This window comes from Bacillus sp. AFS053548, from assembly GCF_002575105.1.
Classification (GTDB): Bacteria; Bacillota; Bacilli; order Bacillales; family Bacillaceae_G; genus Gottfriedia.
Map to the genome: position 1 here is coordinate 1 of NZ_NUHI01000016.1, position 22,479 is coordinate 22,479.

General features: G+C 34.5%; 19 protein-coding genes and 1 other RNA gene. 2 read left to right on the forward strand and 18 right to left on the reverse strand.

Annotated elements, in window-relative coordinates; genetic code table 11:
• Window positions 1-96: 96 nt before the first annotated feature.
• The 4 genes from ssrA to CN946_RS09400 all read right to left on the reverse strand — a co-directional run bounded on the left by ssrA (window position 97) and on the right by CN946_RS09400 (window position 4,489).
• Window positions 97-454: a transfer-messenger RNA gene (ssrA, locus tag CN946_RS09385) on the reverse strand.
• 213 nt (window positions 455-667) lie between these two features.
• Window positions 668-1,135 (reverse strand): SsrA-binding protein SmpB, encoded by a 468-nt coding sequence (smpB, locus tag CN946_RS09390; RefSeq protein WP_056469927.1) that lies wholly within the window; start codon window positions 1,133-1,135, stop codon window positions 668-670.
• Window positions 1,136-1,226: 91 nt separating this feature from the next.
• Window positions 1,227-3,683, reverse strand: coding sequence for a ribonuclease R (gene rnr, locus CN946_RS09395; protein ID WP_098860890.1), 2,457 nt, complete (start codon window positions 3,681-3,683; stop codon window positions 1,227-1,229).
• 65 nt (window positions 3,684-3,748) lie between these two features.
• Complete coding sequence (locus CN946_RS09400) at window positions 3,749-4,489, reverse strand: alpha/beta hydrolase (RefSeq protein ID WP_098860891.1); 741 nt, start codon at window positions 4,487-4,489, stop codon at window positions 3,749-3,751.
• Between the two features lie 276 nt (window positions 4,490-4,765).
• On the opposite strand from CN946_RS09400, the gene CN946_RS09405 reads away from it, so the two are divergent.
• Entirely contained in the window at window positions 4,766-5,257 is a 492-nt protein-coding gene (locus CN946_RS09405; protein WP_098860892.1) for a DinB family protein, read from the forward strand.
• Window positions 5,258-5,393: 136 nt separating this feature from the next.
• Here the strand turns inward: CN946_RS09405 and secG are convergent, their stop codons facing one another.
• From secG to CN946_RS09420, 3 genes are all read right to left on the reverse strand, one after another.
• Window positions 5,394-5,627, reverse strand: a complete 234-nt coding sequence (secG, locus tag CN946_RS09410) for a preprotein translocase subunit SecG (RefSeq protein ID WP_025569105.1) — start codon at window positions 5,625-5,627, stop codon at window positions 5,394-5,396.
• An 84-nt stretch (window positions 5,628-5,711) separates the two neighbouring features.
• A complete protein-coding gene (locus CN946_RS09415; RefSeq protein WP_098860893.1) occupies window positions 5,712-6,641 on the reverse strand; it encodes an alpha/beta fold hydrolase in 930 nt (309 codons plus the stop codon).
• Entirely contained in the window at window positions 6,634-6,855 is a 222-nt protein-coding gene (locus CN946_RS09420; protein WP_098860894.1) for a hypothetical protein, read from the reverse strand. Before CN946_RS09420 ends, CN946_RS09415 begins: the two co-directional genes overlap by 8 nt.
• Before the next feature lie 207 nt (window positions 6,856-7,062).
• Here CN946_RS09420 and CN946_RS09425 point away from each other — a divergent pair, with 207 nt between their 5' ends.
• Entirely contained in the window at window positions 7,063-7,629 is a 567-nt protein-coding gene (locus tag CN946_RS09425; protein ID WP_098860895.1) for a DUF2238 domain-containing protein, read from the forward strand.
• Window positions 7,630-7,791: 162 nt separating this feature from the next.
• Here the strand turns inward: CN946_RS09425 and CN946_RS09430 are convergent, their stop codons facing one another.
• The 11 genes from CN946_RS09430 to rpoN form a co-directional block, all read right to left on the reverse strand.
• Window positions 7,792-9,909 carry an RNA degradosome polyphosphate kinase gene (locus tag CN946_RS09430; RefSeq protein WP_098860896.1) on the reverse strand — a complete coding sequence of 706 codons (2,118 nt, stop codon included), beginning with the start codon at window positions 9,907-9,909 and terminating at the stop codon, window positions 7,792-7,794.
• A gap of 184 nt (window positions 9,910-10,093) precedes the next feature.
• Complete coding sequence (locus CN946_RS09435) at window positions 10,094-11,635, reverse strand: Ppx/GppA family phosphatase (protein ID WP_098860897.1); 1,542 nt, start codon at window positions 11,633-11,635, stop codon at window positions 10,094-10,096.
• Between the two features lie 241 nt (window positions 11,636-11,876).
• Window positions 11,877-13,139, reverse strand: a complete 1,263-nt coding sequence (locus CN946_RS09440) for an MFS transporter (RefSeq protein WP_098860898.1) — start codon at window positions 13,137-13,139, stop codon at window positions 11,877-11,879.
• Window positions 13,140-13,388: 249 nt separating this feature from the next.
• Complete coding sequence (gene eno / locus CN946_RS09445) at window positions 13,389-14,684, reverse strand: phosphopyruvate hydratase (RefSeq protein WP_098860899.1); 1,296 nt, start codon at window positions 14,682-14,684, stop codon at window positions 13,389-13,391.
• Window positions 14,685-14,748: 64 nt separating this feature from the next.
• On the reverse strand, window positions 14,749-16,281 hold the full coding sequence (gpmI, locus tag CN946_RS09450; RefSeq protein ID WP_098860900.1) for a 2,3-bisphosphoglycerate-independent phosphoglycerate mutase: 1,533 nt from the start codon (window positions 16,279-16,281) through the stop codon (window positions 14,749-14,751).
• Window positions 16,281-17,036: a triose-phosphate isomerase gene (gene tpiA / locus CN946_RS09455; protein WP_098860901.1), complete on the reverse strand. Its 756-nt coding sequence runs from the start codon at window positions 17,034-17,036 to the stop codon at window positions 16,281-16,283. The genes gpmI and tpiA overlap by 1 nt, the downstream gene beginning before the upstream one ends.
• 79 nt (window positions 17,037-17,115) lie before the next feature.
• Window positions 17,116-18,297, reverse strand: coding sequence for a phosphoglycerate kinase (locus CN946_RS09460; RefSeq protein WP_098860902.1), 1,182 nt, complete (start codon window positions 18,295-18,297; stop codon window positions 17,116-17,118).
• 242 nt (window positions 18,298-18,539) lie between these two features.
• The gene (gap, locus tag CN946_RS09465) at window positions 18,540-19,547 is read right to left on the reverse strand and encodes a type I glyceraldehyde-3-phosphate dehydrogenase (RefSeq protein WP_098860903.1); all 1,008 of its coding nucleotides are present in this window, start codon (window positions 19,545-19,547) and stop codon (window positions 18,540-18,542) included.
• A gap of 41 nt (window positions 19,548-19,588) precedes the next feature.
• Window positions 19,589-20,617 carry a sugar-binding transcriptional regulator gene (locus CN946_RS09470; protein ID WP_098860904.1) on the reverse strand — a complete coding sequence of 343 codons (1,029 nt, stop codon included), beginning with the start codon at window positions 20,615-20,617 and terminating at the stop codon, window positions 19,589-19,591.
• A gap of 192 nt (window positions 20,618-20,809) precedes the next feature.
• On the reverse strand, window positions 20,810-21,043 hold the full coding sequence (locus CN946_RS09475) for a glutaredoxin family protein (RefSeq protein WP_098860939.1): 234 nt from the start codon (window positions 21,041-21,043) through the stop codon (window positions 20,810-20,812).
• Window positions 21,044-21,062: 19 nt separating this feature from the next.
• Window positions 21,063-22,364: an RNA polymerase factor sigma-54 gene (rpoN, locus tag CN946_RS09480; RefSeq protein ID WP_098860905.1), complete on the reverse strand. Its 1,302-nt coding sequence runs from the start codon at window positions 22,362-22,364 to the stop codon at window positions 21,063-21,065.
• Window positions 22,365-22,479: the final 115 nt, after the last annotated feature.

Here is a 22,479-nt window from a genome sequence, read left to right on the forward strand (position 1 = left end):
ACAATTATATGGGCACAACCTAAAGCATAAGCTTTCCGAACGGAAATCTTATGCTTTACGTCACAAGACATAAAAAAACCACCAAACAGTATGTATTGGTGGAGACGGTGGGAGTCGAACCCACGTCCAAGAATATCGGCACTTAAGCTTCTACGAGCGTAGTCACTGTATTAGAATTTCGCATACCATTTGGCCCAATGACAGGCTTCCTGATAGCTAGTCTGGTTAATCTCTTCCTTTCCCCTCAGACGGTGAGGTCCGGCGTAGCCCACTAATGAGTGAACCCCTCTAAGCTATGCACATGGGCGATACATAGGAGGAGCCTTTAGTGCAATTAAGCAGCTAAAGAGAAATTGTTGTTTTTGCCAGTTATTGGCTTTTGCGTTTTAACGAGGCCGACCCCTCGACTCGCAACTTAAGCTCGAACTACCCCTGTCGAATCCGTAACGTCCCCATATAAAATGCTCACATAACTTATTCAGTTCTGTTCGCTATGAGTGACTTACGAAGCATAAAGCAAAGGCTTCATAATTTATAAAAACTGCACATCGTGCAATTTGTGTTGCTGATTAACTTACAAACTTATTATAGCATATCCATTTGAAGTTGCAATTAACAATTGTTTCTAAAAGAAAAACAGAATTCCAATACTTCAACATTTATCCAATTAGATTCGTTGACGATCCCTGAATGCACGCTCTACTTCACGTTTTGCTTCTTTTTTCTTTAAATCATCACGTTTATCATATTGCTTCTTACCTTTACCTAATCCAAGTAATAGCTTAGCATAGCCATTTTTTAAATAGATTTTTAATGGAACTAAAGTATAACCTGTTTCCTTTGTATAACCGATTAATTTCACGATTTCTCTATTATGTAGCAATAATTTACGCGTGCGTAATGGCTCGTGATTGTAGCGATTGCCTTGTTCATATGGACTAATATGCATATTATGAAGCCATACTTCTCCACCTTGAACTCGTGCAAAAGAATCCTTTAAATTAGCTTTTCCAGCACGTAATGATTTTATTTCAGTACCTTGTAAAACGATACCTGTTTCATACGTTTCTTCGATAAAATAATCATGGTACGCTTTTTTATTTTGAGCAATTACTTTCCCTTCACCTTTTGGCATAAATAACACCTCTCTATCTTTACTTATTTTACCATAAATTATGTTTGTATACATAAAGCAGTGGACAATTTTGTCCACTGCTTTTTACTTACTATCGCTTTTTATTACCTTTTGCTACTTTTTCATAAAAAGGTTTGTTCTTTTTGCTCTTACTTTTACTTTTCGTTGGATTAAAACGATCATCGCGTTTATTTCTCGATGATTTACCACCACGTGCGCTATCTCTGTCGTCATTTCTAGGTGAACTATCTCCTCGTGAACTATCTCCACGTCTTCCGCGAGAACGGCCACTGCGAGAGCTGTCTCCATTTCGATCTGATGAAGAACCTCTTCCGCGTCCATCTCGTCCTCTGCCGCTACCTGAGCCACCGCCAAGATTAACCGGTCCTCTACCGCCGCTTCTACGAGGTTTGTTCGACTTCATACCAACAATTTCAAAATCGATTGCACGTTCTTCTTTATTAACATTAACTACTCGAACAGATACTTCATCACCAATCCTGAAGATTTTCCCTGTTCTTTCACCAATCATCGCGTAAGTACGTTCGTCATAGTTATAATAGTCATCTGATAAATCAGCAACTCGAACTAACCCTTCAATTGTATTTGGCAGTTCAATGAACATACCGAAATTTGTTACAGAGCTGATAATCCCTTCATACTCTTCACCAATTTTATCAAGCATGTACTCTGCTTTTTTCAAATCATCAGTTTCTCTTTCTGCTTCAACTGAGCGACGCTCCATATTGGATGCATGTTCGGCGATTGCAGGTAATTTATCATCCCACTCACGTTTTGTCTCACTATCCATTTTTCCTTCGATTAAATATTTACGAATTAATCGATGAACAATTAAATCCGGATATCGACGAATCGGTGATGTGAAATGAGTATAATACTCCGCTGCTAATCCGAAATGGCCAAGATTATCAGCCTCGTATTTCGCTTGTTTCATTGAACGAAGCATAACTGTTGAAATGACAGTCTCTTCTGGTTGCCCATGAACCATCTCTAGAACTTGTTGCAACGCTCTAGGATGAATTTCATTTCCAGCACCTTTTACTGTATAACCAAATGATGCAATAAATTCAAAGAATCGTTGTAACTTTTCTTCTTTTGGATCCTCATGAACACGATACATGAACGGTACATTTAGCCAATGGAAATGCTCAGCAACTGTTTCATTCGCTACAAGCATAAATTCTTCAATTAGTTTTTCTGCAGTTGAGCGCTCACGAATGACGACTTCAGTTGGATGACCTTCTTCATCAACTAATACTTTTGATTCTTTAAAATCAAAATCGATTGCTCCACGAGTCATACGTCTATTACGTAAGATTTTCGCTAACGTAGCCATTTCCTCAAACATTGGGACTAACGGTTCGTAACGTTCACGCAATTCAGCATCTTGCTCATCCAATAGTTTATTTACATCGCTATATGTCATTCGTTCAGTTGTTTTAATGATACTTTCAAAAATTTCATGCTTAACAACTTCACCTTTTTGGTCAATTTCCATTTCACATGAAAGTGTAAATCGATTTACTTTTGGATTTAATGAACAAATACCATTCGATAAACGATGTGGAATCATCGGTATAACTCGGTCAACTAAGTAAATACTTGTTCCACGATCATGTGCTTCTTGATCAATCGGTGAGCTCTCCGTCACATAGTATGATACGTCTGCAATATGTACCCCTAACTTGTAATGACCATTTTCAAGCGCTGTTACTGTAACGGCATCATCTAAGTCCTTTGCATCTGCTCCATCTATCGTTACAATTTGTTCATCACGAAGATCGCGACGAGTGCCAATAGCTGATTCATCAATCTCATCCGGTACAGCATTCGCTTGATCCATTACTTCCTTAGGGAATTCTTGAGGTAAATCAAACTTATGAATAACCGATAAAATATCAACACCAGGATCATTTTTATGTCCTAGTACTTGGACTACAATACCCTCTGCATTTTTCCCATTCTCAGGAAACTGAGTAAGCTCTACAACAACTTTATGACCTTCCACTGCGCCTTGAGAATTACTCTTTGTAATAAAAATATCGCTCCCGAATCGCTTATCATCAGGAACAACGAAACCGAAACTTTTCTGAGCCTGGTATGTACCTACCATTTTCGTTTGGCCACGTTCAATAATTTTTACAATTGTACCTTCTCTACGTGCATCACTTTTTTCTTTTGTAATACGAGCTAAAACGATGTCTCCATGTAAAGCACCATTTAAATCTGACGGTGGAATAAATACATCTTCTGCCCCTGCTTCTTCTGGAATGACAAACGCAAAGCCTTTAGCATGGCCCGTTAATTTACCTCTAACTAAATTAGATTGATCAGGTAAACTATATTTATTATTTCGAGAACGTACAATATAACCCTCATCTTCTAAAATAACGAGCGTTTTTACTACTTCTCGAAAGTCACTTGCATCAGTCAACTCCATAGCCTCTTCTATCCCTTGGATATTTAAAGGCTTATAATCATCACTTTTCATCAATTCCAATAATTTTTCTTTCCATTGTTGATTCATACTTTCCCTCCTTTTTCTAACTGTTAAAGGGTATTTAGTTTAAGTTTGTCCAGAAAGATTTCATTCTACCATTCCAATTCATTAAGAAATGCTAGAACATCTTCATGTAACATGTCTTTTTCCTGTCCAAGCGTAATAACATGTGTTGAATTTTCGTACCACTTTAATTTTTTCTGATCAGATTGCACTTCATTATAAATAATATTTGCGCTGTCTGTATTAATCATCTCGTCTACAGTAGATTGTATGACAAACGTTGGTGCATATACTGTATCAACATTTTCACGCACTTCTTTAATTAAACCTTGAAGAGCTTTTAATGTATTCATCGGAGTTTTTTTAAACTCTTCCATTTCTACTTCAATTTGTTCAGGAGATTTCCCTTCACGTTTTTTAAACTCTCTTGTGTAAGCTAAGACACCTTCATACATAATTTCTTCACTTTTTATGTACATTGGCGAACACATTGTGACAATACCATTCAAAGGAACAGTATAACCTAGCTTTAGTGCAAATACTCCTCCTAAGGAAAGACCTACCGCTGCAATTTTTTGATGTCCCTTATCCTTTAGTAGTTGATAAGCTTCCATTACATCCTTCCACCAGTCCACTGGTCCAGTATGAACAAGCTCATCTGGTGGTACACCATGCCCTTTATAGTGCGGTGCATGGCAAGTATAACCTTGTTTTTCTAAAAAACGGCCAAGCATTCGAACATCCGCAGAATGTCCTGTAAATCCATGTAATAATAAAACTGCTCGATCTCCACCTTCAAATGTAAATGGCTTCGGCATTGTTACTCTCATATATACTCACTCCAAAACTTTTCTATCCATTTTTCTTTCGTTACTCTTATATTATCTTTAAATGATTTTGTTTATTTAAATTAATAATCGATATCTTCAATATAAATAATTAATAATAATATTTAACTAATTTTACGTAAAGAAATTGTTCTTTTATTTTACCTTTCAATTGAAGAATTTACCAATAAACAGTTTTTTTAATTAACTAGTTATGATTTAATGAAAGGTGTGGTAATAATAATGTTGGTAATTTAACCAACAAAAGGAGGATACGTTATGTTTAATAATGTTGAAGAATTTATTACTGAATGGAAAATGGAAGAATCAAGCACAATCAAATTACTAAATGCTATGACAGATGAATCACTAGATCAATCAATTGGTGAAGATTTTAGCTCTTTGGGAGAATTAGCTTGGCATATAACTACAGCAATTAAAGCGATCATTTCACAATCAGGATTGCAATTCGAAGCATCTATGAGCAAAGAAGAGATGCCTGCAACTGCGAAGGAAATTACCGAAAAATACGCAGAAGCTAGTAAAGCTATGATTGAAGCAGCACAAAAAGAATGGAAAGAAAAAGATTTAAATCAAATCATTAACGCTTTTGGATTCCTTGAAATGCCTATCCATGCATTACTTCGCATGGCAATTTCACATCAAACGCATCACCGTGGCCAAATGACTGTATTAATGCGTCAAGCTGGACTAGCAATTCCAGGAATGTACGGTCCAAGTAAAGAAGAATGGGCTGCAATGAAAGGGTAATATTTAAGATTTTGTCTACATACTAAAATACAGCCAAAAAACTGGCTGTATTTTTTTAATCATTAAGAAAAATATCTTCCTATCCAAAAGAAATGTTTAGCAAAATAAAAAGCCACCCTTTTAGGTAGCTTGTTTATTACAGTTTAAAATATGTTACAGCAATCGTTAGAATGAAGAATAAAACTGCTACAACAACTGTTATTCTTTGTAAAACTAGTTCAAAACCACGAGCTTTTTGCTTGCCAAACAGTTGCTCAGCACCACCAGATATCGCTCCTGATAGGCCGTTACTTTTACTAGATTGAAGTAAAACTAAAACAATCATAAGTACTGAAACAATAATTAAAAGTACAGATAAAAACGTATGCATTTCTTCACCTCCACAGTAAAGTACTGTTACTTCCTATTCTACTATGAAGAATACTATACTTCAATATGAGAGTACAACACTTATTTAATGAATTAAGATTGTTTCTTCTATCCAAGTTTTTACATCTTGATGAACTTCATCTTTATTTGTTTCATGAAGCATCTCATGACGACCTTCTTCATATAATTTCAACTTTATATTTGAACAACCAATATCTTTATATAGCCCATAAACCTTCTTTACACCTTCACCATTTTGACCAACTGGATCTTTATCTCCAGAAAAAATATAAATTGGCAATGAAGTTGGTGTTTTCTTTATTTCCTCTTTACGATGTATAATTCCAATGCCTTTCAACAGTTCGCGATAATAACTTGAAGAACAAATAAATCCACAAAATGGATCTTTTATATAACGATCAATTTCAGCTTCATCTCTTGTTAACCAATCATATTTTGTTTTAGGAAACTTAAAATGATTATTGAAGTTTCCAAAAGTTAAAAAGTCTAAAATTTTACTTCTCTTATTGGCACCAATCAAAAATGCTTCTGCACTAGAAATAAAGACGCCTAATTTTCTAAGTATTCCTGGATCGTATCCGGTTCCAGAAATAATTAGCCCATCGTATAGTCCTCCATTTAATTGAACTACTCGTCTGCTCAAATAAGATCCCATACTATGTCCAAATAGAATTAAAGGGATATCTTTTAGTTCTTTCCTTATCATCTTACTTATAAAAATGATATCTTTAGCAACTTCATCCCAGCCAATTTCTTCACCAAAAAAACCTAAATCATCTTCAAGCGCAGCAGTTTTCCCGTGACCTCTTTGATCATGAATAAAGACTGCAAACTGATTATGAACTAAATATTCAATAAACTTATCATAAGCTCCACCATGCTCTGCCATTCCATGTACAATTTGAATCACAGCAATTGGTTCAGCAGGAATATATTTTCGCAAATAGATTTTTGTTCGATCCTTCGCCGAAATTAATCCTTCCCAATTATTCATTTTTATGCCCCTTCATCTCATATGTTGTAAAAGATACTAATAAGAAAAAACAAGTGAAATAGATTATTTCTAATCGTATGTATTTAAATGTAAATTCATCACCTAATAATCTCCAAAAAACAATTACTATTGAAACAATTACAATAATAAATGGAAGTAAATATGTTTTTATAGTATACCAAATATATTCTTTTAAGTATGCGAAAAAGTTCATAATTATCCTCCCAACTAATTGCAACTCATATCCATATTTAATACTAATCCAAATTTCCTAATTCTATAGGTTAATTTTTAACAATTTTCCATCAATTTGATGAACATTTTGTGTCAAATTTAAGCTCATTTTTAGGATTTTAAGCTAAGCATGTTTTGTATTGCTGTATGAATTGAGATAAAAAACAGAATGAATGGGGGATTCGAAATGAAAAGAGGCATACAAACAATTTTAAGTATTGTCTTTGCAATTGTAATGCTTGTCTTGTTCGTCATTTTCTTCATAAAAGACGATTCTTATCGGTATCCAATCGCACTAGGTGGCTTTGCTTGTGCACTCGTGCCGCTCATATTAGATAAGTTTTTTAAAATTCGATTTGCATTTCCGTTTATTCTCTCTTATTTTGCTTTTTTAATAGGGTCCCTATGTCTTGGTTCAATGCTTAGATTTTATAGCTTAGGCTGGTGGGATACGTTTTTACATTTTCTAAGTGGCACGCTAGTCGCGTTTTTAGCAGTTGATTTAATGGGAAAACTGACAACCAAACAGTCTCGAAGTGAAATGTCCGCTGGATTCATTTTTCTATTTGTATTTTCATTTGGAGTATTTTGTGGAGCCTTATGGGAAATTTGGGAATTCAGTAGCGACCAATTTTTCGGAACTAATACTCAAGGCGGCGGTAATTTTGATACTATGACAGATCTAATCGCAGACTCAATTGGAGCACTCATTATCGCAATTGGGTTTGCTAGAAGATCGAAAAAAAATAAGTAGATCGGTTACTTTTCATTCAAGAACAGACATAAACTTCATAAAAAGACCCGCAAGATTATTAAATCCATGTGGGTCTTTTTAATATCTTATTCCCTGCTTTTTCTACCCCTAAAATGCACTAAAGGGGGTTGAAGGTCATACAGAGTAGTTTCAACTAAAGTATTACTCTTCATCATCCCGCACATTATATGCCAAATTAAACAATTCACTTTGACTATTATATTTCTCTTTTCCAGTGCTTTTTACATACTGATATACGCCATTTTCATCTTGCTCACGTGCTTTAGCAGTATCGAAGAGCATCATAAGTAGGATACTCATAATTCGCTTTTTTATATGATCAGCGAATATAGGAAAAAAGATTTCAACTCGTTTTTCCATATTACGTGTCATCAAATCAGCAGATGATAAAAAGATTTTCTGCTCCCCATTATGATAAAAATAATATATTCGACTATGCTCTAAAAATCGCCCAACGATACTAATGACACGAATATTTTCGCTAACACCTTTTATTTGAGGACGCAAGCAGCAAGTTCCACGAACAATTAAGTCAATCTTTACCCCAGCTTTAGATGCTTCATATAACTTCATAATAATTTGCTTATCAGTTAAAGAATTCATTTTGGCGATAATTCTTCCATTTCCATACTGTTTATGAAAAGCAATTTCCTCATCAATCATTCGTATAAAATCATGACGAATACTATACGGAGCGACGGATAAATGCCTAAAGTCAGGCTTTTCCATAAACCCACTTAAGAAGTTAAAAAAATTTGTAGCATCTACTCCGATTTGACGATTAGCAGTCATTAGCCCCATATCCGTATATACTTTTGCAGTTGCATCATTATAGTTGCCAGTGCCCAGGTGGACAAATCGTTCAATTCTTCCATTCTTTTTACGAACAACAAGTGTGATTTTACTATGCGTTTTTAAATGGGTCATTCCATAAATAACATGGCAGCCCTCTTTTTCTAATTCCTTTGCCCAATGTACATTGTTTTCTTCGTCAAAACGAGCTTTTAACTCTACGAGAACAGTTACTTGTTTACCATTTTCTGCTGCGCGCTTTAACGCCTCAATAATTGGGGAATCACCACTTACTCGATACAAAGTTTGTTTAATCGCTAAGACGTCAGGATCATTTGCTGCATCTAATACAAAATCTAATACCGGCTCAAATGATTCGTATGGATGATGAAGCAATAAATCTTGTTCCAATATTTTTTCAAAGATATCCTCATCAGATTCAAGGTCTTGCGGTGGCTGCGGGATTAATGTTTCATATACTAGATGCTCTTTATATTTTTCTAATTCTTTATAAAAACTAAATAAAAAGGTTAAATCTAGTGGACCATCAAGCTTATATACATCCTTACCGTGTACATCTAGCTCTTCTAATAAATAGTTTAAAATGTAATCACTCGCGCCAGACTGTCCAATTTCAAGTCGAACCGCCAAACCCCATTTTCGTTTTTTTAACTCTATTTCTATTTCACGAAGTAAGTCTCTTGCGCCTTCTTCATGAATCGTCAAATCAGCATTTCTTGTAATTCTAAACTGCGCTACTTCTCGTACGATAAAACCGCGGAACAAAAGATGTATATAAGCAGTAATAGCATCTTCTAATAAAATATAACAATGCTTTTCATCAAGTGTAGGTATTGATATAAATCTTTTTAATAAAGAAGGGACTTGTACAATCGCAAATTTATTGCGCTTTTCTCCTTCCTCTGCCATATCCTCTAAATAAACTGCCAAATTTAAGCTTTTATTTAATAGCATTGGAAATGGTCTATACGCATCGATTGCCATTGGTGTTAATACCGGAAGTACTTGCTCTTCAAAGTATTTTTCTAAATAATTTTTTTGTCGATCACTAAGCTCATGATATTTCACTAGATGAACATTCTCCTGTTTTAATTTTGGAAGTAATGATTCCCTGAATGTTTTATATTGTAAATTCACAAGTTCATGACCAACTGTTGAAATTTGTGAAAGTTGCTGTTTTGGTGTTAAACCAGCCTTATTTTCCGGCTTATTAAAACCCGCTTTTACTTGATCCTTTAATCCAGCAAAACGTACCATAAAAAACTCATCTAAATTCGAACTAAATATTGCCAAAAATTTCAACCGTTCAAGCAAAGGATTATGTACGTCTAAAGCTTCTTCTAAAACACGTTCATTGAAAGCAAGCCAACTTAATTCTCGATTATTATAATATTGTGGATCTGCTAATTCTATTTTTCTACCACTATACTCTTTTGTCGCTATCATCATTTACACCCTTTTTGAACATATTCTAGAAATACGATCTCTTTATTTTTTAATTAATATCTACACCATAATCCTACAATATTAAAATTTACCTATTATTAACGCCATGTTAATAAATTGTAAATATATGAAAAAAATGTTAATTACTAACAATTTTTAATTAAAATAAAAAAGCACAATCTGATCACTCAGATTTGTGCTTTTCAAAATAAAGACAAGTTGTTTTATTAAATATTTTTTCTAGTTGCTTTATCTGTTTTTCAGATTCGATTTCTTCAACCGTTGAATCATCTATACATTTAAGTCGTATAATTAGTTCATCTTCGTTTAATTTAAGTTCTATATTCTTTACTACTTCTCTTTTCGATCCATTTAGACTATTAGTAAACTTTAAAAGAATCCCTAAAAAGCGTAGTTTCTTAAGTTCCTCCGCTGTAAACCAATCAAGAAACGGTTTAACATATTGCTTAAAACTATTTTTATTTTTATATGAAGCTATTAAGGCAATTTTTATGCGATCTTTATGGCTCAATCCTTCAATTGTACGATTAGATAATAAATAGAAAGTATGCTGACTACTTGATTCTTCGTCTATGTATTGTCCAATATTATAGACTCGTGCTGCTAGATTTAGATCTAATCTATCTCCAGACTTTATTTGATTTAAATTGTATAAATTAATTTGCTCCACTAATTGATTTACTAAATCCTTAATATAATTTACGTGGTTTCTATTTACTTCATAGTCAATCTCTAAATCATTAAAACTTTTGTCTAATACATTAGGAAGTAACTTTTCACCGTTTAATATAAACTCTTCCATAAAGATTCCATCTCTCAAACCTTTATTACTTAAAATAAAGCTTTTCGCATTAACAATTGAATAAAGTTCTTTAAAGACCTCAATTGCAGGTAGGATGATATCAGCACGATCTTTTGATAAACCTTCAGTTCTTAAAATATGGTCAAACTCTAATGATGAAAGATGTTTTTTTATATAGTTTATCTCTTCAAAATTCATTTCATATTGATGAATACCTGTGATAGGATAGTTAACCAAACTTTGATGTATTTGCACTACATTTCGAGCACTTCCCCCAACTGCGACAATCGGTACTTGCTTATCTCTAAGCCAATCTAAAGATTCAAATTGCTTTTGTATAAATTGAGTGAGTTGTTTCATTTCTTCAGTAGTTGGAATATTACTCAATATAAAATCCTGCTTTAAAGATAATGCCCCAAATGGAAAACTATGAAAATGGACCATTTCACGATTCTTAAAATATGTTACTTCTGTGCTACCTCCACCAATATCAATTGTAACCCCCTCTTGTATTGAAGTAGAATTTACAACAGCAAGAAATCCATAAAATGCTTCATCATAACCTGATAGAATTTCTAATGTAAAATCAGTTTTTTCAGCCACTAGTTGAATCATTTCATCTCGATTAACTGACTGTCTAATCGTTGCAGTCGCTACACATTTTACTTCACTTATTTGATGATGACGAGTGATTTCCTGAAACATTAGAAGTGAATTAAGTAATATATACTTTCCCTCAGTATTCAAAACTTCTTGATCATTTAAATATTTACGCAAACGAGCTACCGTTTTAATATTCTCTATTTCTTTTATACGTCCACTTTTACTTTTTTCATATATAACAAGTCTGATTGTATTTGAACCTATATCAATGATGCCGTATTTCTCTTTCAAACTTCTCATCCTTTATTTAAATATTTAGTAAAATTCTAGTTCCTCTATTATATCAATTGATAGGCAATAAATAATCCTTTCTTGTTGAATAGGTACTTTTGTCATACTATCAAACAAATTATCTATTCGACTAATTTACCAAAAATCTTTACTATTCAATTTTTTATTCAACTTGGAGTTCAATGGTTAAATACTCCTCGAAAGTCACATAAAAAAACCTGATTACTCTAAACGAATAATCAGGCTTCAATTAATAGTTTTCTGATTTTGCCTCAACTACGAAATTCTTCTTCATAATCTTGAACATTGGTAACATAATGATGATTCCAATAACGAATAATAATGCTGATACTTGATAAATAGAGACTAAAGAAAAATGCTCCTTTAAAATTCCTGCCAAGCTCATTGTAATGACCATAGCTCCCATAAATAATGGTGTTAATATACCGTTTACTCTACCTACAAACTTTTCATCAGTATTTTTTAAGATGATTGTATTAATACCAATGTGCAATGCAGGCATAAATAGTCCGATAAAGAATTCAGCAACAAGCGTTAACCAGAACATCTGAGACCAACCTATTACAAATATTCCAATCGCATTGACCGCCATGCCGATTGATAATAATACATGCGGTGCCAACTTATTCGATATGACCATTATTAGGCCACCACCTATAATCATAGCCGCTCCATTTGCAGCGAATATCCATTGTAAATATTCCTTATCTAATCCTAGTCGTTCAGTTACTAAAAAAATAGCTAGAGGATGAATAAGACCTATACCTAATCCTGCCGCTGCAAATACTCCACCTAAATAGACGAGAATTTTTCGAGACCAAACGTATTGGAATCCTAACTTCATCTCTTCCAATAACGATGTTGTATGTTCTGCCTTTTCTTCCTCTTGATCTTTAGGTAATCTTGTTAATACTAAAGCTGACATAAGAAAAGCAATACCTACAATTCCCATCGAAACATGCATTCCAGCTTGTTGAAATACGAATGTACCTAATACCGGACCTAAAATCATAAACACTGCCATCATCGTTTGAAATATAGACATACCTGCTTGCATTTGCTCACCTGGTACATGAACTTTAAATAATTTCATATTGGATGGCTGAGAAAACTGGGACAAGATTGCTGAAACTAATGTAGCAAAAAATACAAACTTCCAAGTTCCATATAATAGTGCTAACAATATTACAAATATAGATACAGCACTTAAAAGATCGCACCATATCATTGTACGCTTTGGTTTCCAACGATCGGCAAAAGTTCCACCGATAAAAGAAAAAATAAAAATCGGTGCAAATTCTGCAACTGAAATCAATGATACAGCTGTTGCATCACCATTTGTCTTTTCCACAACAAATAATAAGATTGCAAAATTACGAATCCAAATACCAACTTGAATAAACAAACCTGCTGAAAGAATCGTCTGGATAAAAGGATTTTTTAACAAAGAAGCCATTGATGGATTTGAAGCTGTTGGAGTAGTTTTAGACATTTTTTCCCCTCTCTTATTTCAATTACATTTTAACCGCACAAGAACTAACTTTCCTTAGAACACATTAGAACATATATTCTTATTTTAACATTAAAATTCTTTAACAATCAATCCCAATTATTGTTAATTGCTATTTTTTAAACGAAAACATTTTAAGCAATAAAAAAAAGAGAAGGTGACGATCCTTCTCTTTTTAACGTGTCTATAATGGATTATGTTTTTTCGTTAATGCACTTAGTTTTGATTAAATTATTTTCTTAAGTTGTAGAAAGATTTTAATCCTTGGTATACTGCGCTTTCGCCTAACTCGTCTTGAATACGTAATAATTGGTTGTATTTAGCGATACGGTCTGTACGAGAAGCAGAACCTGTTTTAATTTGACCAGCATTTGTAGCAACTGCGATATCAGCGATTGTGCTATCTTCAGTTTCACCAGAACGGTGAGAAACTACTGCAGTGTAACCTGCACGTTTAGCCATTTCGATTGCATCGAAAGTTTCAGTTAATGTACCGATTTGGTTAACTTTGATAAGGATTGAGTTTGCGATACCTTTTTCAATACCTTCAGCTAATTTTTTAGTGTTTGTAACGAATAAATCGTCACCTACTAATTGTACTCGGCTACCTAAACGTTCTGTTAATAATTTGTGACCATCCCAGTCATTTTCATCTAAACCATCTTCAATTGAAAGGATTGGGAAATCATTGCAAAGTTGCTCGTAGAAATCAACCATTTCAGCTGAAGATACACCAGTGCGTCCTTCACCTGCAAGATCGTATTTACCAGTTTCTTTGTTAAAGAATTCAGAAGAAGCAACGTCCATTCCTAAGAATACTTGTTCTCCAGCTTTATAACCAGATTTATCAATTGCTTCCATGATTACTTCTAAAGCTTCACGGTTTGAACCAAGGTTTGGAGCGAATCCACCTTCGTCACCTACAGCTGTGTTTAAACCTTTGTCATGTAATACAGCTTTAAGGTTATGGAAAATTTCAGTACCCATACGAATTGCTTCTTTAAAGCTTTCAGCACCTACAGGTAAGATCATGAATTCTTGGAAGTCTACGTTATTATCAGCATGAGAACCACCGTTGATGATGTTCATCATTGGAACTGGTAATTGTTTCGCATTGAATCCACCAAGGTATTGGTATAATGGTAAACCTAATTCATCAGCTGCTGCACGAGCTACTGCCATAGATACACCTAGGATTGCGTTAGCACCTAATTTACCTTTGTTTTCAGTACCATCTAGCTCAATCATACGACGGTCGATTGAAACTTGATCAGTTACTTCGAATCCTACGATTTCTTCAGCTAAAATATCATTAACGTTAGCTACAGCTTTCTCAACACCTTTACCAAGGTAACGAGACTTGTCTCCATCACGTAATTCAACAGCTTCGTATTCACCAGTTGAAGCACCACTTGGTACTAGTGCACGGCCAAAGCCACCATCTTCTGTATAAACTTCTACTTCAACAGTAGGGTTACCACGAGAATCTAATACTTCGCGAGCATAAACATCAATAATCATTGACATAATAAAATCTCTCCTTTTGTTGCGTTATACGCATAATTAAAAACTTTTTATATTAACTGTTCACTTATTTAATAAGTGATTTACCAGTCATTTCTTTTGGTAGCTCTACTTTTAATAAATCAAGAACTGTTGGAGCTAGGTCACCTAAAATACCATCTTCACGTAACGTAACACCTTCTTCAGTAACAATTACTGGTACAGGATTAGTCGTGTGAGCTGTCATAGGTTCACCCTCAGGTGTAATTTCCTCATCAGCATTTCCATGGTCAGCAGTAATGATTGCTTTTCCGCCTTTAGCAAGAATTGCATCAACTACTTCTCCTAAACATTCGTCAACTGCTTCAATTGCTTTAATTGTCGGCTCAAGTTTTCCTGAATGTCCTACCATATCTGGATTTGCAAAGTTTAAGATGATTACATCATGCTTGTCTGCAGCAATCTCTTTAAGTAATGCATCTTTTACTTCATAAGCACTCATTTCAGGTTGCAGATCGTATGTTGCAACTTTTGGCGAGTTAATCAAAATACGTTCTTCACCTGGGAACTCTGCTTCACGGCCTCCACTAAAGAAAAATGTAACGTGTGGATACTTTTCCGTTTCAGCAATTCTTAATTGATTTAAATTATTTTGAGCAAGAACTTCACCTAAAGTGTTATCTAGGTTTGTTGGTTTAAATGCAACATAACCTTGTACTGTTTCACTAAAATGTGTTAAACAAACGAAATGAACATTTTTCGGGAACTTACTTCCACGATCAAAGTCACGGAAATCATCGTTTGTAAATACATTTGAAATTTGAATTGCACGATCAGGTCTGAAGTTGTAGAAGATAATAGAATCATCATCACTTATTGTTGCAACTGGTGTTCCATCTTCTTTTACCATTACAGAAGGTAAAACGAATTCATCATGGATACCGTTCGCATACGAATCTTCAATTAATTCATACGGACTTGTATAAGTTGGCCCTTCTCCATAAACCATTGCACAATAGCATTTTTCTACTCGATCCCAACGTTTGTCACGGTCCATGGAATAATAACGGCCAGAAATTGTTGCAAATTCTCCGACACCATATTCTTTAAACTTTGCTTCTGTTAGATCGATGTATTTTTTTGCTGTCGTTGGACCAACATCTCGTCCATCAAGGAATGCATGTAAATATACTTTTTCCATGCCTTCTTCAGCAGCTAATTTTAATAAAGCAAACATGTGATTAATATGGCTGTGAATACCACCATCAGACAGTAGACCGAAAATATGTAATGCTTTGTCTTTTTCTTTTGCACTTTTAATTGCATCGATGAATGTATCATTTTTTTCGAATTCGCCTTCACGAATTGCCTTATTTACACGCGTTAAGCTTTGATAAACAATTCGACCCGCTCCGATATTCAAATGACCAACTTCAGAATTACCCATTTGTCCTTCAGGTAAACCGACTGCTTCACCGCTAGCAGTTAATTGCGCGTGAGGATATTTATTCCAATATCTATCATAATTTGGTTTCTTCGCTTGTGCAACAGCATTTCCAAATGTTTCGTCGCGCAAACCGAATCCATCTAGGATAATTAACGCTACTGGTTGTTTACTCATTACTTAACAGCCTCCAATAATGCAAGGAAAGAAGCTGGTTCTAAACTTGCTCCACCTACTAACGCACCGTCAATATCAGGTTGAGCCATATATTCTTTAATATTTTCAGGTTTTACACTACCGCCATATTGTACACGTACAGATTCTGCAACAGTTTCATCATAAAGACTTACTACAACATCACGAACAAATTTACATGAATCTTGTGCATCTTTTTCTGTAGCAGATTTACCTGTTCCAATTGCCCAAATTGGTTCATATGCAATTACTAAATTCTTTACTTGCTCATCTGTAAGACCTGCAAGATCAGCAGTTAATTGAGTACGAATAACTTCCTCAAATTTACCACCTTCACGTTCTTCAAGCGTTTCGCCACAGCAAAGAATTGGAGTAAGACCATGTTCGAAAGCTTTTTTTGTTTTACTATTAATAAACTCATCTGTTTCGCCATAATACTCACGACGCTCAGAATGTCCGATAATCGCATAAGTTACACCTAAATCTTTAAGTGCTACTGGGCTAATTTCTCCAGTATAAGCTCCACTATCTTGATTACTTACATTTTGAGAACCAATTTTTAATTCAGTTCCTTTTACACCGTATAACATAGGTGCAATAAATAATGCAGGCGCACAAACTGCTGAATCTACTGTATCAGATGATGGAATGCTATTTTTTACTTCCTCAACGAATGTCATTGCTTCGTTAAGCGTCTTATTCATTTTCCAGTTACCTGCGATAATTGGTTTACGCATGAGAAACACCTTCCTAACAATTGGTAAGACATAAAATCTTACTCTATTTCAATTACTAAATATTGTAAAGCTATTAGACTTATTTATCGTTTAATAATGCAACTCCAGGAAGTTCTTTACCTTCCATAAATTCTAATGAAGCACCGCCACCAGTAGAAATATGGCTCATTTTATCTGCTAGGCCGAATTTTTCAGCAGCAGCTGCTGAGTCTCCTCCACCGATAATTGAGTAAGCATCTGAATCTGCTAATGCTTGCGCTACTCCTTTAGTACCTTGTGCAAATTTATCGATTTCAAATACACCCATAGGTCCATTCCAAATGACTAATTTAGAGCTTTTAATGACATCTGCATAAAGAGCAGTTGTTTTTGGTCCAATATCAAGAGCTTGCCAATCTGAAGGAATGCTATCAATATCAACTTCCTGAGTATTAGCATCTTCACCGAATTTGTCAGCTATAATTGCATCAATTGGCATATAGAATTTAACGCCTTTCGCTTCGGCTTTTTGGATAAATTCATTTGCTAAATCAATTTTATCCTCTTCTAAAAGAGATTGACCAATTTCATAGCCTTTAGCTTTTAAGAATGTATAAGCTAGTCCGCCACCTATGATTAAGTTGTCTACTTTTTCTAATAAGTTTTCAATTACACCAATTTTATCTCGAACTTTCGCTCCACCGATAATAGCTGTAAATGGGCGCTCTGGATTAGAAAGTGCTTTACCTAAAACATTAAGTTCTTTTTCCATTAAGAAGCCTGCTACAGCTGGAATATGTTTAGCAATACCAGCAGTTGTAGCATGTGCACGGTGTGCAGCACCAAAAGCATCGTTTACATATACATCAGCTAATGAAGCAAATTCTTTTGCTAGAGCTTCATCATTTTTCTCTTCGCCTGGGTAGAAACGAACGTTTTCTAATAATAAAACATCGCCTTCGTTCATTTTGCTGATTTCTTCTTGAACTTTAGGTCCATATGCTTCATCAGCTTTAATAACGTTTTTACCTAATTTTTCACTTAAACGTGTAGCAACAGCATTTAAACGCATGTCTTCATTTACTTGTCCCTTTGGACGTCCTAAGTGAGATGCTAAAATAACTTTTGCTCCGTTTTCTATTAAATACTGAATCGTAGGAAGAGCAGCACGAATACGGGTATCATCTGTTACTTCACCATTTGCCATTGGTACGTTAAAATCTACACGGCAAAATACGCGTTTTCCTTTTACATCAATGTCATGTAATGACTTTTTGTTCATAGTAGGTGCCTCCAGTACTGTTTTTATTCATCCATATTCAATTCCACTGGTCGATCCGTCTCATACAAAGTCGTATCTATTCTGTGATATTGTCACCGCAATTTTAACAGATTATGTACATCAATTGGAATTTATTTCTAGAGTATTTTTTAATATTGTGTTGGATTAGTGACAAAAGAGGATTTTTTCAAACAAAAGAGGGGAGGAAAATCCCCTCGCCCTCATATTAATTTTTATTAAAATTATAGACCTTTTGAAGCGATGTGAGCTACTAAGTCAACTACACGAGTTGAGTAACCAGTTTCATTATCGTACCAAGAAAGGATTTTAACCATGTTACCTTCCATAGTCATTGTAGATAATGCATCGATTGTAGATGAGTTTGTGCAACCGTTATAGTCGATTGATACTAATGGCTCTTCAGAGTATCCTAAGATACCTTTTAATTCGCCTTCAGAAGCAGCTTTAAATGCAGCATTTACTTCTTCAGCAGTAACTTCAGCATTTAATTCTACTACTAAGTCAACTAAAGATACGTTAGCAGTTGGTACACGTACAGCACCACCGTTTAATTTACCTTTTAATTGAGGTAATACTAATGAAACTGCTTTAGCAGCACCAGTAGTTGTTGGGATCATGCTCATTGCAGCAGCACGTGCACGACGTAAATCTTTGTGTGGTAAATCTAAAATTTGTTGGTCATTTGTGTAAGAGTGAACAGTTGTCATCATACCACGTTTGATACCGAATTTTTCGTCTAATACTTTAGCAAATGGAGCTAAACAGTTAGTTGTACAAGAAGCATTAGAAATTACATTATGGCTAGCTGCATCATATTTGTCATCATTTACACCCATTACGATCGTGATATCTTCATTAGAAGCTGGTGCAGAGATGATTACTTTTTTAACTGATCCACCTAAGTGTTTTTCAGCATCTTTTTTATCTGTGAAACGACCAGTAGATTCTACTACAACTTCTACTTCGTAATCGCTCCAAGGTAAAACTGCTGGGTCACGCTCAGCAATTACTTTGATCTCGCTTCCGTTTACAACGATTGAATCGCCGTTAACTGCTACTTCAGCGTTTACTGAACCGTGAACTGAATCATATTTTAATAAGTGAGCTAAAGTTTTAGCGTCTGTTAAGTCATTGATTGCTACAACCTCTACGTTTGGGTTGTTTAAAGCTGCGCGGAAAACCATACGTCCGATACGTCCAAATCCATTAATACCAATTTTAGTTGCCATTTTTAATTTCCTCCTTTTAATAGGTAGAAGCTTTTTTTATTTTAAAGGGTACATCCTTTAATTAACTCTTTTGCTGCTCCTTCGTCAGTGACGAGGATGTTTACATGACCTTTCTTTAAGAAAGATGCCATTGCTTTTGCTTTAGAAGATCCTCCAGCCACTCCCAGTACATAAGGTATATTCTCCAATTCATTCAGTTGTAAACCAATTGTTCTTACTCTGTATACAACTTCACCATTTTCATTAAAGTAATAGCCAAATGCCTCTCCTACAGCTTCAGACTCAGTTAAGATTTCTAACTGTTCTGATGAAGATTGTCTTCGTTTTGCCATCGTAAATGCATCTCCAATGCCGTGTACGACAATTGAAGAAGATCGAATTAAATTTAGAACCTCTTTTACTCTTGGTTCTTCCATCATAGTTACATAGGCCTCTTCACTAAGTTCATCTGGCAAGTGCAGTAATCGATAATTACCTTTTGCCATTTCAGCCATTTTTGCACAAATCGTATTTGCTTGATTTCTTACTTCTTCACCTAAACCGCCTCGCGCTGGTACAAATAAGGTATTTAGATCTTTAGAGTCATCATTCATCATTTCAGCTACAGCAGCTAAAGTGGAACCACCAGTAACAGCAACAATATTATTTGTTTCTAGCCTTTGGTTTATACAGCCAACAGCTGCTCGACCCATCTCCTTTTTTACCCAGTCCAGCTCGTCACTATCGCCTGAAACAACGATTACTTCTTTAAGATTAAATGTTTCCTTAAGCAAGTCTTCGATATTTTTCAAACCGAATAGTTCACGCATTGGTTCTTCTAGGTCTAAAAGTAAACTTAGTCCTTCATCCGTTAATGTCATGCCAGAAGATGCGACATTAATCAGTCTTTGCTCTTTTAATAAAGCAACTTCTGATCTAAGTACTCTCTCTGTTAATCCTACGCTAGCTGACAAATTCCTTCGACCGATCGGCTGCATAATTCGTATATATTGTAGGATTTGAAATCTCTTTTGGATAACCGGTATTAGATCAGGTAATAATTTTTGTTGTAGCTTTAAAATATGGTTCATTTTCATCTCCTCTTTCACAGAGTATTCACTCGGGTCTAATTGTGTCCCACTATGACATATTATGTCCCACTTGTTTTAAAAAAATTACAGCGTTTTGCAACGTTGTTTTTTTGAACAAGATTTACTCCAGAAGTGAAATAACCCTGCTACATTTATATTGTAACAGGGTCATTCATTTCTTTCAACTGATAACTACCCATTTATGGCATTTAATATGTCAATCTTATGAATTTTTCCGTATGCAACAGTTTCCCCATTAATTTGAATAACAGGAATCATTAGTTGATATTCCTCTAATAATGCATCATCAGAATAAATATCAATTTCATTTACTTCGATTTCATATTCAGATTGGACCATACGAATTGCATCTTTTGCTTCTTCGCATAATCCACAATTCTCTTTTGTAAATAAAGTTAACTTAATCGACATTCCATTCTCCTTTTTAACTAAAGCGCTTTCGTTTTGATGAACCAGGAATTCTAAGGATATCTCTATATTTAGCTACAGTTCTTCTAGAGATTTCCACTCCATGTTTTTCAGCTAATAATTCAACTAGCTTTTGATCTGATAAAGGTTTTTCTTTGTTTTCTTCATCTACTAGCTGCTTTATAAATACCTGTACACTCGTTGATGCAAGCTCCTCGCCGTCCACACTTACACCTTGATGGAAGAATTGCTTCATTTCATATAAACCAAACGGTGTCTGTACATATTTGTTTTTACAAGTACGGCTAATTGTCGATTCATGTAATGAAAGTTCTTCCGCTATCTCTTTTAAAGTAAGAGTTTTTAAATTTGCAGGACCTTTTTCAAAAAAAGCAATTTGCTTTCGAAGAATACGATTCATTACTGCCAACATCGTTGATTTTCGTTCTTCCAAGCTTTTCATTAACCAGTTAACTTGTGTATTTTTATCCTTTAAATATGTTGAAACTTCCTTCTCATGTTGACCATTTAATATTGAAGAATATTCATTAAGTACTTTTAAACGCGGCATAATTTTATCATTAATTAGAACCACAAATTCCCCGCCTATTTTTTCAACTGTTAAATCAGGAGCTACATAATTTACTTGGTCTTGGAAATAATTTAAACCTGGCCTTGGCTGCAAGGTTAAAATCAAGTCAATTTCTCTTTGTAAATCAGGTAAGCTAATCTTAAGTTTCTTCGCTATTTCTTTCCAGTTTTTATTAACAAATAGATCAAAATAATCTTTAATGACCTGTTTTGCAATTGTTGTATCAACTTCAAGGCCATTTAGTTGAATCAATAAGCACTCTTTAACCGATCTTGCTCCAACTCCTGAGGGTTCAAAACGTTGAAGTGTATCAATGCAGATTTGTAGCTGGACGAAAGAAATATTTAATTCATGTATAAGCTCTTCATCTGATTCCATCAAAAATCCATTTTTATCTAAGTTATAAATTAAATATTTAATAATTTTATATTCCTCATTATCAATTTTCAACTCATTTAACTGACTAACAAGTTCTTCTTGTAATGTTTCTGTTCTTCGAGTATATAACTCCATTCCTTGTCCGCTGGAAGTAGTTTGTTGTTTGATTTTTGAAGAAGTGTAATCGTTATAAGGAGTTTCGACTTCAATTAAGGGATTTTCTAATGATTGCTCAAATAAAAAATCAGTAAGTTCTTGGGCATTAAATTGAAGCATTGTAATGGCTTGTCGTAGTTCCTGAGTCATTGCAAGTTTCAATGATTGTTTTTGCATTAAATTCATTTCCATACTACTTCACTCCCTTATTACTATTTTACTCGATATTTAACTTTTTCATAGTACTTGACGAATTGTTATACTAATTTAAATATAGTGAAAACGTTTACTTTTTCCTGTATAGTAA